This is a genomic window from Klebsiella sp. RCJ4 (genome assembly GCF_009025755.1).
Classification (GTDB): Bacteria; Pseudomonadota; Gammaproteobacteria; order Enterobacterales; family Enterobacteriaceae; genus Klebsiella; species Klebsiella michiganensis.
The window spans coordinates 1-12,144 of record NZ_WCIN01000028.1 but is presented as its reverse complement, the minus strand read 5'-3'; the positions used below and the strand labels follow the sequence as shown (position 1 = coordinate 12,144).

The following is a 12,144-nucleotide window of genomic DNA, read 5'->3' as shown; positions in this document are numbered from 1 at the left end:
ATCAGTAACATTTCGCTCTCCCACAAATAAAGACTGAGATCTTACCTACCTTTAATAAGAGTGATAGTCATATCATCAATGACATCCGAGGCATTTAATGATGTAGAACCATTTAAATCTGTCACCCCTGAAACAATCCTTCCATCCGGCATGGTTATTGAATATGCCTTATTGGCTAAAGGTTCTTTGGTCAGAGAATTTCGAATGACAAACTTCTCATCAAAACTTCCCGACTCAAACGACTTTATTACTCCCTGCATACTACCCGAACCTGCTTTCTTAATACCGGTGTTTTTTATCAGCAACTTTCCAGGACCGCCAATTTCAACATTCCCACCTTTGATTTTGATATATCCGCCCCCGCATATCAGCGTCAGTTCATCCTGTGCTGTTATTACCAGCTTCTTGCCACTCGAAATATGCGTGTCCTGCGTTGACCAAGTGGTGATATGTCCGCCCTGCGCCTGAATATCAATATCTCCCCGCGACGCAAACCACTTCGCCCCATTCTGACTCCAGAGACTGAGTTGTTTACCCGCCGCCAGTGTGAAGTCCTTCTGCGCCCCCATATCCAGCTGCTGACCTGCAATCAGCGTCAGATTCTCCTGCGCCGACAGCAGCATATCGTCACCGCTTGCCAGCGCCACACCCTGCGGGGCCGTTCCCAGCAGTACTTCCTTCTGAAGCTGGTCTATCTTCTGTTGCAGCAACGTCTGCTGACGTCCAACATCCGCAGCCAGCGCCTGTGCCTGCTGTGCGCTGGCAGCCAGTGACTGCATTTCCACTAGTGCCGCTGAAAGCCGCGACAGCGCCGGTTCCATCGCCAGCTGCTGCCCCTGCGCCTTCGATTGTGCATCAGCAGTAATGAATATTCCCTTCCCGGCGCGGATAGTCCCGTAACTATCCGTCCGCAGCTCAAACCCCTCGCCGCGTGGCTGTTTTTCGCTGTCCACCAGATGCCCCAGGTTCAGCTGGCTCTTGCCGCCGTACTCCGTGCTGACCTTGATGTGCTCTTTGCCACGCGCGTCGTCGAGGCGGATTTTGTTGTTCGCCGGGGTCCGCAGGACGTTGCGCTTATAGTTCCGGATAGTGACAGGGTCCGGGTGCGCCGAGTCGTGCAGGACACCGGCAATATACGGACGGTCCGGGTCTCCCTGCTCAAAAGCGATGGCCACTTCCGTCCCCGCCAGCAGCGGCAGGTGCAGGCCGTATGTGTCCCCGGCATAGGGGCGCGCCTGACGTACCCACAGACTCTCTTCCCCCGGCGACCAGTGATCGCGGTCGAACAGCAGGTTGACCTTATAACGGCCGTCGCGGTCGATATGGCCGTAGATATCGTTGGTTTTCGTGCTGGTCACCCGCGCCGGCAGCGTGCCGGCCATGACCGGCCTGTCGCCCGGTTGCGGACGGAAGCCGTAATTTTCCGAGAACGGGATGGCCGTAAACGCCACCTCATAGCTGCGGTCGCGACGGGCGCGGCTGTGGATGCCGGTAATCACCACGCCCTGGCGGAAAACCTCCGTCACCTCAGCGCCTCCGGTGACCTTCAGCTCCCGGCCCGGCGCCAGCGCCGCGCTGCTGGTCCTGCCGCTCAGCCGGGTCTGGTCGTTCAGGTAGCGCTCGTGGCGCAGACGGGCATAAAACGCCCCGCTCTCCGGCTCCGGGTTGCGCTGGCCGTCGCTGCCCGGCGCCAGGTAGTTATCCGCCCAGTGATACGCCTCGCCGTAGGTGGTGACGTCGCCGGACGTCACGTCCGCGCTCTGGCTCATCTCCTCCGGCGCATTGCGGTAGTTGTAGTCCCGGGTGAACACCGACTGCTGCACCACGTTATGCTGGCTTTTCAGCGCCCACACCGACTCGGTACCGCCGTCGTGCTGGCCGGAGGGCGGCACCGACGGCAGAACCAGCCCCTGCTCGTAGTGCCGCTGGTCATCGTAAAACTCCACCACGTCAATGTTCAGCCGGGTGTCGGCGGTGAAGCGGAACCAGATACCGACCTCGCCCAGCAGGCGGGTGATAAAGCGCAGGTCGTCCTCGCCGTACTGCATCACCTGCTCGCGACGCGGATACGCCTGTGCCAGGGTGAAAACAAAGTCCTCCCCGCGCATGGCGTGGCGGGTACGCAGGATATGCTCCACGATATCCGGCACCGACATATCCTGGTAAATCCGGTTCTGGTGGCTCCGGGAGAGCAGCGCCAGACGGGGCTGCAGGGTCAGGGAATAGTGCGTTTCGTCGCGGGATGCGGAAAGGCGCTCAAACGCCGTCACCACGCCCTGAATCGTGCGCACCGGCTGCTGAATGTTAATCCCGAAACCCTGGTCCGCCGGCGCCTGCAGGGTGAAGGTCGCGTCCTGCATCAGCATCTGCTGCGGCGTGATGGTTTTGTCGGCGCTGGTGAACTCAATTACGTATCTGAACGGTTCGCTCAGGGCTTCCTCACCTTCAAAGCTCAGCACGTCCAGAAGGGCGCTGCAGCCGCGCACCGTTAACAGATGGTGGCTGTGGCTGAACAGCAGGGATTTTATCTCGCTCATACGCCCGCCCCTGCGCCAAACTCCATCACAATCCCCCCCTCTTCATCACGGCCCAGTATCAGGTGCTGCGGCTTCTGCCCCGCCGCCTGATGGCTTAACAGCTGCAGGCTCAGCGCCGGCAATATCTGCTGATTGAGCAGGCTGTCCACGTTGCGCGCCCCGGTATCCGGCAGCAGGCAGGCATCCGTCAGAGCGTCGTACAGGCTATCGCTGATGGTAGTGGTCATGCAGTAGTGGCGACTGAGGCGTTTGCTCACCTGGCTGAGCTTCATACCGACAATCGTGCGCATCGCGTCCCGCGTGAGCGGGCGGTAGATCACCGTCTGGAAGCGCGCCAGCAGCGCGGGCTGGAAGTGGTCGCGCAGCAGCGGACGCAGCAGTTCATGCAGGTCAGATTCCGTGGCCTCCGGCCGTTCGTCCAGCATCTGCATGATGTGGTCGCTGCCGAGGTTGGAGGTCATCAGAATAACCGTGTTGCGAAAGTCGATCTCCCGCCCCTCGCCGTCGCGCATAAAACCCCGGTCAAACACCTGGTAGAACAGGTTCATCACGTCCCGATGGGCCTTCTCCACTTCGTCCAGCAGCACCACGCTGTACGGACGCTTTCTGACCGCTTCGGTGAGGATCCCGCCCTGGCCGTAGCCGACGTAGCCCGGAGGAGAGCCTTTCAACTGGGAGACGGTATGCGGCTCCTGGTATTCGGAGAGGTTGATAGTGATTAAGGATTTCTCACCGCCGAACAGCGCGTCAGCAAGGGCAAGCGCGGTTTCAGTCTTGCCGGTGCCGCTCGGCCCGGTCAGCAGGAACACGCCCTGCGGGCCGTTCTCCGACGTCAGCCCGGTTTTGCTGGCACGGAGACGCTGCGCGATGGCGTTCAGCGCCGCGTCCTGGCCCACCACGCGTCTACCGAGCTGCTGTTCCAGGCTCAGCAGCTCCGTCTGCTCATCCTTCATCAGAGACGAGAGCGGCACGCCGGTCCAGTCGGCGATGACCGTGGCAACAGTGCGCGCGTCCACGTCCAGACCCAGCAGCGGGTTCCCCTGCTGCACGGCGCTAAGCTGGTTTTGCAGGTCCGCGATTTCCGCGTGGCGGGAGATATCGGCGCGGCAGGCGAGCAGGTTTTCCGTGAGCTTCAGCTCCTGGCCGTACTGCGTTTCCAGCTCGTCGAGCTGCAGGATAATACGGACTTCGTCCTGTTCGATGGCCGCCAGGCGTTCGCCGTGGGTGTGGTTACCCGCCGCGATATCTTCCAGCAGCGCCTGCTTTTCCATCGCCAGGGCGGTGAGCTGCGCCTTCAGGCGGGTCAGCGGCGCTGGCACCGTATCCAGGCTCATGCGGATGCGGGCGGAGGCGGTGTCGAGTAAATCCACCGCCTTGTCCGGCAGCTGGCGTCCGGTCAGATAGCGTCTGGAAAGGGTGACGGCGGCGCGCACCGCCTCATCGGTGATGTGCACCCCGTGATGCTCCGCGTAGCGGGACTTCAGGCCCCTGAGCATCAGGCAGGCGGTGTCGTCGTCCGGCTCATCGACTTTGATCATCTGGAAGCGCCGCTCCAGCGCCGCATCGCGCTCAAAATACTGTTTGTACTCGCTCCAGGTTGTGGCGGCGATAGTTCTGAGTTCGCCCCGGGCAAGGGCCGGTTTCAGCAGGTTAGCCGCATCGGCGCCGCCCGCCTGGTTACCCGCGCCGATAAGGGTGTGGGCCTCATCAATAAACAGAAGCACAGGCAGCGGCGACTGCTGCACCGCGTCGATAATGTTTTTCAGCCGCTGCTCGAATTCTCCCTTCACCCCCGCTCCGGCCTGCAGCAGGCCGAGGTCAAGGGTGCGCACGCTTACCGGTTTCAGCGCGTCCGGGACGTTGCCCTCGGCGATTCTGATCGCCAGACCTTCCACCAGCGCGGTCTTGCCGACGCCCGGCTCGCCCACCAGTATCGGGTTGTTCTTGCGGCGTCGGGAAAGAATGTCCACCATCTGGCGGATTTCATTATCACGGCCGAACACCGGGTCGATTTTGCCGTCCCGGGCGCGGGCGGTCACGTCGAGGGTGAACTTATCCAGCGCATTCTGCAGAGCCGGATTCAGATCCCCTTCTTTTACGCCCGCATTAACCGGACGGCCGACAAACGCCACCTCGTCGCCCTGCGCCAGCTCTGCTTCCTGCTGCACCTCCGGGCGCTCTTCGGACTGCGCGTCCAGCAGCGGACGCAGGCGCGCCAGCTGGCTCTGCGCCAGGGTCAGCAGCGGCCACAGGCCGTCGCAGCGCACCAGACTCTGTTTATCCACCAGCGCCATCAGCAGGTGGATACTACGGATATGCTCCTCCCCGGCCAGCGAAGCGCTTAGCCATGCCTCCTGCATCAGAGTCTGAATAGCGTCTGAAAGCTGCGGGCGGCCGCGCACCGAACGGGGGAGCTTATCCATAAAGGTCAGCAAATCCTGCCATATCGCGTCCATATCCCATTCGTAGCGCCGCGCCAGTACCGTCAGGTCGCCCTCGCCCTGCTCCAGCAGTTTCAGCAGCCAGTGCTCGGGCAGGATTTCCGCGTGCGCCCGGGTCTGGCACAGGGTGGCAGCGCCTTCCATCGCACGGGCGCAGTAAGGATTAAGACGGCGTAACAAAATGGCGGGATTTTCCATGAGCTTTTCTCTTTATCAGTTCCGGACACGCTACCGCCCGTCGCTGTTCCCTGTTATTCAGGAACCCAAAGCGCATCAGGTCAGGCAGGCAGATTGTTTTTTTGCTGAGCGCCCGTCAGTTCAGGCGCTCAGCAAAAACGGGCAGCGGAAACTGCCCATCAGGGGATGACTCTAAATAGTTCGCGCTGTAGCAAGACGGCAGGCGAACGCAGCCAACGGCGCTACAGCGTGAAATATGGCGAGTCATCAGGCGGTGGCGCGTTCGTTCCAGCTGTCGGAATGAATGATGTTGCCGTCCTTGTAGGTCCAGGTGATTTTTTCGTAACGCAGCTCAATCTGCTCGAGGTGGTTATGCTTCTCGTAGGACGGGTCCTTGACGTCGTGCATCAGCGAGCTGACCTTCACCACCTTCACGTTCTCAAGCTTCGTGTTGAAGTACTCCACTTCCTGACCGGCGTCGTTGATTTTGTACCAGCGGAACTCCGCCGACTTCAGCGTCTGGCCGGTGGTCACCGCCTTGTACAGGTACGGGCTGGAGGCGTCGATTTCCTTGGTGAACAAGAACGGCGTGTGGATACGCGTGCCGGTCAGCTTCCCGGTGTTGTTGTCGGTCGGGATGTACAGGTTATGCTCCTGCGCCACCACCTCGATGCTGCCCTCGCGGTCCTTCACGTCCACGGAACCTTTGATGTCCGCGCCGCCGTCGTCCTTCAGCCACAGATAGACTGGAATTGCCATATTACTTCTCCATTTATACACGTCGTCCTTCAGGCTGCCTCTTTGTTGGCTGCCTTCATTTGCCCCGGTCACATAGTGAACTATGCTTCCGGGGACGCATTCAGTTGCCGCTGCGAGGCAGCCCGAATGACTGTGTGTATCATTTTAAAAAGCGCCATCATCCTGCGATGGCGCGGGGGTCATGCCCGGTGGCTGGCAGGCATTCGCCTGCGGCACCAGACTGATTTCGACACGGCGGTTCAGCGCCCGGCCTTCGACCGTGTCGTTGGGGGCAACGGGTCGGCTCTCGCCGTAGCCCTGCACCGCGAAACAGCTCTCCGGCACGTCGCCGGTGTCGCGCATCCAGTCGCGCACCGATTCGGCACGCTTAAGCGAAAGTATCTGGTTGGATTTATCGTCGCCGGTGCTGTCGGTATGGCCCGCCACCACAATCAGCCAGCCGGGCTTCGCTTTAATGCCGACCAGCGAGTTCACCAGCAGCTTTGTCGAGCCGGGCTTCAGCGCCCACCTGCCGGTGTCGAACAGCGACATGCTGTCGAGGCGGATGATTTTCGACGCGGTTTTCTCGGCAGGCTTCAGTGGCGGAGGCGGCGGGACATAGGAACGAATGGCGTCAAGCACCGGCATGCGCAAATGCTCCCCGTGATACAGGCCGAGCCCCATTTCCAGCGGTTCACCGTGGCGCGCCCACCGATCCAGCTGCAGCGCATCCCCGCGCAGGATCTGCACGGCGCGGGCTTTCGGGGCGTAGTCATCCATCGCAATCTGCGCGTAATGCTGAATATCGAACCCCACCCGCTGCAGCAGCTGGCGGTTGTTCCACGCGCTGGCGCACAGTGCGATGATGGCGGCAAGGGTGAACAGGCAGAATGCCCGCCGTAAAGTTCTGCTGAGCGGCGTCACGCCGGCGCCCAGTGGCAACAGCGGCAGAATAAAATTCGGCAGCGTGACATCCGCTGATGAGGGTTCGGGCTGCCAGCCGGGCAGCGAATTCAGGGCAGTATGTTGAGACAACCAGCGCTGCCACAGGCTATCAGCCAGAACCGGCGCCCCCGAAGGCGTCATGCGATATACCACCATCGCCGGGTCCGCCGGAGGCATATCGTCCGACGCCGCCGTCAGCGCGGCCATCATTGTTTGTTCAGTCAGGCGAACCAGCGTATTCATCCTCACCTGCGCAGCCAGGCGGTCCGTCCCGTCCTTTTGCGCCAGCCATGTCCCGGTGCTGCACGGCACATCGTCCGCCAGCCATACCTGCATGGCCTCCCCGGCCTGCGCTGTCTGCCACAGCGGTTGTGGAACAGACGCCCCCGCCACCTTACTGTTCAACAGTAAAGGCACCGCCCGGCGGCAATCGCTCCGCACCTGGCTCAGCTGCCAGCGCAGCTCATAAAGCCCGGCCGCCAGCGCCGCCTCATCACGATGCAGCTGCGGACAGACGCTGACCATCACCGCCAGCTGCGATACGAGGTCCGGGCGTTTCCACAGAAGAATACGTACCGTCTGCTGCAGTTCAGCCGTCGGGACGTTTAACCAGCAGCCCCGTGCCGTGCGGTAAACTGGCCCGCTCTCCGGCCACCCGGCGATATCACCGCAGACCAGCACCACCGGCAGGCGATACGGCGCGTCCGGTATCTCATCCAGCCAGGCGTTATCTACCAGCGGATCTTCCCGCCTGCGCCCGGCGAAAATCAGCCCGGCGATAACGGCGGCCAGTATCAGCGCAGCGGCCAGAATCCGCCCGCCGGAGGCCAGCGGCAGAAACAGCAGGCAGAGCAGCAGCGCCAGGATCCCGCCCCAGAGCCATAACAGGCGCAAATAGCGCACGTTCATTTCCCGGCCCCCGGCAGCAGGGTTGCAATCAGGGAATCAAGCCAGTGGTTCAGACCCCACCACAGCGCGGCGATCGCTACCAGCGACAGCCCGATGCAAACCGGCCAGCGACGTAACCCGTCCGCCAGGCCGCTGCGCCCGGAGATACCCGCCAGTACGGGACGGCTCTGGTCCGTTTCAAACGGCGGCACGCGCTCGGTCAGTACCCGAACAAGCTGGTCACGAGCCGGTTCATTCAGGGCATAACACCCTTTAAAGCCGAGCATCAGCACCCGGTGGAAACAGGTCAGCACCACCATATCCGGCGCGGGCTCGCGCAGAACCTGTCGCATCCGTTCATACAAAGCATCTCCGGCGTCCAGAGCACCAAAGTATTTCGCCTGCAGCGGACGGTCATACCAGACGATGCAGGCATCATCCTCGCCTTCGCGTCCTTTGGCGGTCTCATCCAGCAGCGCACACCAGGCGTAGAGAATATGCCGACGGCTCGCCTCGCTGACGTCCGCAGCCTCGAGCTTCGCCATCACCTGTTCAATATGATCTACACAATGTCGCCACAGGCGGTCGCCCTCCCCGTCGGCCAGTCTTGCGCCGAACCGCAGTTCTGTCACCGTCAGCCACGCGTCCGCCATCAGGGCGTCGATATTTATGTCCTGTTTCATGAGCGCAGCACCGCAAACAGTTCAAGTTCCGGATCGCCCAGCAGACCGGGGACGTAAAAGACACAACTGCCTTCCAGCAGCATCGCCCGCGCCGCCGGATGGGCCATATCAAGGGTGAAATACTGGTTTTCCAGGCGCAGCGGGATAGCCGCAGGGACGTGGCTCATCGCGCGCAAAGGAATGCCGGGCTGGGAACCATTGACCACCCTGTCGACTTCATCCGGGCTACCCGCTTTGCACTGAAGCGGAAACTGCTCCAGCAGTTGCGCTACCGGCAGCGGCGAGCGTACCGAGAGATAAAAATCCGCCTCTTCACGCAGTCTCGGATCGTGGAGACGGGCGTGCCAGCGCTTGCGCCGCTCATCGCGGACCATGTCAATCGCCACGACCCGCGACGGCAGGCTGGCTTCCAGCAGCACACCCAGTAGGTCAAACAACGGCGGGAAGACCGCCGTTAGCTGCTCATGACGATAGGCCGGAATATCGGCGGTGGTGTGATCAAGAGAAAACGTCAGCAGGCTGCCTGCAAGACCGGCCAGCGCCTGATAAAGCCGCTCCGGGTGCACCTGCGGATAGCGCACCAAATGGCTCAGCACCGGCTCAGCGCTGTTGAGCGCATTCAGCAGCCAGAACAGCGACACGTCCGCCACCGCGAAGTCGGCCATCCGTTCGTTGCTCTCCCGGCGCATAGACATCAGGCGCTGCAGGCGCGCGCGTAGCTGACCCGTCAGATATTCGGTCTGCTCCGTTAGCCAGCGGCTGGCCTGCACGTTCAGCAGCGGCGGGATAAACGACGCGTCCTGCGACCAGTCTCCCTGGCTGTCGCGCTTAAGACGGGCCACGGCGACGGTCTGGTAATTGCCGTTGTCGTTATCGTCTGTACGCAGCGTCAGCTCCGGCTGCATTACCGCAATCTGGCGGCTGTCATCCCCATAGCGGTTACGCACCTCCCGCCAGGCCAGACGCCAGCGCACAGGACGCTCCGCTTTCTGCTCCGGTTGCAGGCAGTTGCCGCCGTTTTCATACTCATGGGGCAGCGCCAAAACCACCGTCAGTTCGTGGCTTTCTGTTTCCGGTAAGGTCATCACGGGCGGCAACGCATCGGCGTTATCGCTATCAGTGAGCGTTCCGTCAGCGAAACGCACGCACAGGTGGTCGGCCTTCAGCTTCCCCTGTTTCAGCAGCGCGGCGTCAAAAGCCGTCCGCGCAACCCCCCAGGGATGTATTGCTCCCAGTCGGGCGACACACTCGGTGTGCCAGGCCGCTTGCGCGGCCTCCTGCTGAAAATGTTGAGGGGAAACCATCTGGCCCCGCCCCCACAGCGGTCGTACTGTTTTCATCCCTGCCCCCGCCTTACGCTTTCGCTTTCGGCATCTGAGAAACCAGAGACAGGTTCACGTCCATCCCTTCCACCTGGAAGTGCGGCACCGCGTACAGCTTCACCCGGAAGAAGCCCGGATTGTCCTCGATATCTTCCACCACCACCTTCGCGTCGCGCAGCGGGTGTGAGGCCTGCAGCTCGTCGCCCGGGTCGGTCATCTCCGTCACCAGACCGCGCACCCAGGTGTTGAGCTCCAGCTCCAGCAGGCGGCGATCCTTGGTGGTGCCGATGTTTTCACGCTGAACGAGCTTCAGGTAGTGCGCAATGCGCGACAGCAGGAAGATATACGGCAGGCGCGCATTGATGCGGCTGTTGGCGGTGGCGTCGGCGGTGTCGTACAGCGCCGGCTTCTGGGCGGAGTTGGCCGAGAAGAAGCAGGCATAGTCGCGGTTTTTGTAGTACGACAGCGGGATAAAGCCGAGGCTGGCGAACTCAAACTCGCGGGTTTCCGGGATCATCACCTCCGACGGGATCTTCACCTGGTTGCCTGTGCCCAGATCGTAGAGGTGGATCGGCAGATCTTTCACCGCTCCGCCCGCCTGCGGGCCACGGATCTGCACGCACCAGCCGTTATTAATAAAGCTTTTCACCATGTTGGACGCGAAAGAGAACGAGGCGCTGGTCCACAGGTATTTCTCATGGTCCGGGCCTTTCACCTGCTCGACGTAGTTGAAGCTGCGCACCGGCACGGTGTCCGGACCATACGGCAGGCGGCCCAGCACGCGCGGCATCACCAGGCCGATATAGCGCGCGTCGTCGGTGTCGCGAAAGGATTTCCATTTGATGTACTCGGCGCGGTCGAAGTAGTTGCCGATATCCTTGATGGCGGCAACCTCTTCCATGGACTCTTTCAGAAAGAAGGCCGGGCCGACGGCACCGATAAACGGCATATGGGCCGCGGCGGAGACGCCGGAGATGTTGCGCATCAGCGCCACGTCCTGCGGGCTGGCGTCGAACTCATACGCGGAGATCACCGAGCCAATCGGCTCGCCGCCCGGGGTGTCGTACTCGGCGGTGTAGGTGTGCCAGTAGAGACCGCTCTGAATCAGCTCCGGCGCGTCTTCGAAGTCCTGGCGCAGATCGTCTTTGGAGACATCCAGAATTTCGGTTTTGACGTTCTGGCGGTAGTCGGTGCTGTCCACCAGCTGCTTCAGGCCGCGCCACAGGGATTCCACCTTCTGGAACTCAGGATGGTGCATCACCGCGTCCAGCTGGCGGCTGATTTGATAGTCCAGTTCAGCGATATGGTGGTCAATCAGGGTCTTGTCGAGCTTCTCCACGGTCTTTCCGGACTGACGGATGCAGTCCATAAACACCTGCATCGCCGCCGTCAGTCGTTCGCCCGCCGGGGCGTCGGACAGCGCGGCATCATCCAGAAAGTCGTTAATATCGCCCAGGCGGGAAGCCGGGGTCAGGTTGATTTTGTCAAACAGGGAGGCGTAAACGCTCTCTTTTTCCAGTACAGCGGTCTGCCCCTGCGCGGGGGCGGTTTCAGTATTTACAGACATCAGCATATTCCCGGTTAATCCATTAAATAACGCACGCCGTTTATTTCGGGGCCAGCGCGCTCATTTCGTCGCGTAATTCCTGCGTCAGTGCCGGGTCTTTCAGGATTTTCTCAAGCTCTTTTCTGAAAGTGGCGTTATCAAGGAGGTTGGATTTGAGGTCGCGTAATAAATTCCGCATCGCCAGCATGGCGCGGAGCTGGGGGATCTGGCGGGCCACCTGCTCCGGTTCGAAATCTTTCATATCGGCGAAGCGGAGCTGAATATTTTCTTCGGCGCTATCGCCGGCCAGCGTGTTCTGTACCGTGAGGCTGATTTCCGGGCTGAATTCCGAAAGTACGCTGTTGAAGTTATTTTTATTGACGTTGATTTTTGCTCTTTCCGATAATGGCCGGTCTTCTTTGCCATTACTGAAATCACCGATGGTGAGGAGTTTCAGCGGCAGCTCGACTTTCTTCTGCGCGCCTCCTGTGTGCAGAGCCAGCTTTAAATTAATGCGTGCCTTGGGCACCTCATTCTGGAACGTATCAGCCATAGCAGTCCCTTCCCGTGAGGAATAATGTGTTAAAGATAACGGTGTGTGAAGACCCGGATATAGTAGAGCAAAGCGCCAAAAAATATCAACCTGCCGGTTGCAAAGTCCATTATGAGACTTTCCTCAGGCATCTTAAGGAAAATGTAAAAATGAAACGCATGAGACAAACAAAGCTGGTATGTAATAACAACTCTTTTCTTACAATAAAGGCAGGATGTATACCTGACAGAGGAATGTGAATTAAATTCATATCTGAACAGGCAGCGTTGATTGATGCAAATCAATATGTAACGCAAATACTGGTCGTTCCGGAT

8 protein-coding genes are annotated in these 12,144 nt (G+C 60.5%); all 8 read right to left on the bottom strand.

All coding sequences use genetic code 11. The annotated features are described in order from the left end of the window. Positions 1–41: 41 nt before the first annotated feature. Positions 42–2,537: a type VI secretion system Vgr family protein gene (locus F8562_RS09610; RefSeq protein WP_014838274.1), complete on the bottom strand. Its 2,496-nt coding sequence runs from the start codon at positions 2,535–2,537 to the stop codon at positions 42–44. Next, the gene (gene tssH / locus F8562_RS09605; protein ID WP_094909566.1) at positions 2,534–5,176 is read right to left on the bottom strand and encodes a type VI secretion system ATPase TssH; all 2,643 of its coding nucleotides are present in this window, start codon (positions 5,174–5,176) and stop codon (positions 2,534–2,536) included. Before tssH ends, F8562_RS09610 begins: the two co-directional genes overlap by 4 nt. Positions 5,177–5,422: 246 nt before the next feature. Next, the gene (gene hcp, locus F8562_RS09600) at positions 5,423–5,914 is read right to left on the bottom strand and encodes a type VI secretion system effector Hcp (RefSeq protein WP_014838270.1); all 492 of its coding nucleotides are present in this window, start codon (positions 5,912–5,914) and stop codon (positions 5,423–5,425) included. Between the two features lie 144 nt (positions 5,915–6,058). Beyond that, positions 6,059–7,747, bottom strand: coding sequence for an OmpA family protein (locus F8562_RS09595; RefSeq protein WP_042934081.1), 1,689 nt, complete (start codon positions 7,745–7,747; stop codon positions 6,059–6,061). Continuing rightward, positions 7,744–8,409: a type VI secretion system protein TssL, short form gene (gene tssL, locus F8562_RS09590; protein WP_014838268.1), complete on the bottom strand. Its 666-nt coding sequence runs from the start codon at positions 8,407–8,409 to the stop codon at positions 7,744–7,746. Before tssL ends, F8562_RS09595 begins: the two co-directional genes overlap by 4 nt. Then, positions 8,406–9,749 (bottom strand): type VI secretion system baseplate subunit TssK, encoded by a 1,344-nt coding sequence (tssK, locus tag F8562_RS09585; protein WP_014838267.1) that lies wholly within the window; start codon positions 9,747–9,749, stop codon positions 8,406–8,408. Before tssK ends, tssL begins: the two co-directional genes overlap by 4 nt. 13 nt (positions 9,750–9,762) lie before the next feature. After that, positions 9,763–11,298: a type VI secretion system contractile sheath large subunit gene (gene tssC / locus F8562_RS09580; protein WP_151891901.1), complete on the bottom strand. Its 1,536-nt coding sequence runs from the start codon at positions 11,296–11,298 to the stop codon at positions 9,763–9,765. Between the two features lie 40 nt (positions 11,299–11,338). Beyond that, positions 11,339–11,830 (bottom strand): type VI secretion system contractile sheath small subunit, encoded by a 492-nt coding sequence (tssB, locus tag F8562_RS09575; RefSeq protein ID WP_014229069.1) that lies wholly within the window; start codon positions 11,828–11,830, stop codon positions 11,339–11,341. Between the last annotated feature and the right edge of the window lie 314 nt (positions 11,831–12,144).

Bases quoted from the DNA above. Each gene is read 5' to 3' on its own strand.
- tssL (WP_014838268.1), bottom strand. From the start codon at position 8,409: ATGAAACAGGACATAAATATCGACGCCCTGATGGCGGACGCGTGGCTG.
- tssH (WP_094909566.1), bottom strand. From the start codon at position 5,176: ATGGAAAATCCCGCCATTTTGTTACGCCGTCTTAATCCTTACTGCGCC.
- hcp (WP_014838270.1), bottom strand. From the start codon at position 5,914: ATGGCAATTCCAGTCTATCTGTGGCTGAAGGACGACGGCGGCGCGGAC.
- tssK (WP_014838267.1), bottom strand. From the start codon at position 9,749: ATGAAAACAGTACGACCGCTGTGGGGGCGGGGCCAGATGGTTTCCCCT.
- F8562_RS09595 (WP_042934081.1), bottom strand. From the start codon at position 7,747: ATGAACGTGCGCTATTTGCGCCTGTTATGGCTCTGGGGCGGGATCCTG.
- tssB (WP_014229069.1), bottom strand. From the start codon at position 11,830: ATGGCTGATACGTTCCAGAATGAGGTGCCCAAGGCACGCATTAATTTA.
- F8562_RS09610 (WP_014838274.1), bottom strand. From the start codon at position 2,537: ATGAGCGAGATAAAATCCCTGCTGTTCAGCCACAGCCACCATCTGTTA.
- tssC (WP_151891901.1), bottom strand. From the start codon at position 11,298: ATGTCTGTAAATACTGAAACCGCCCCCGCGCAGGGGCAGACCGCTGTA.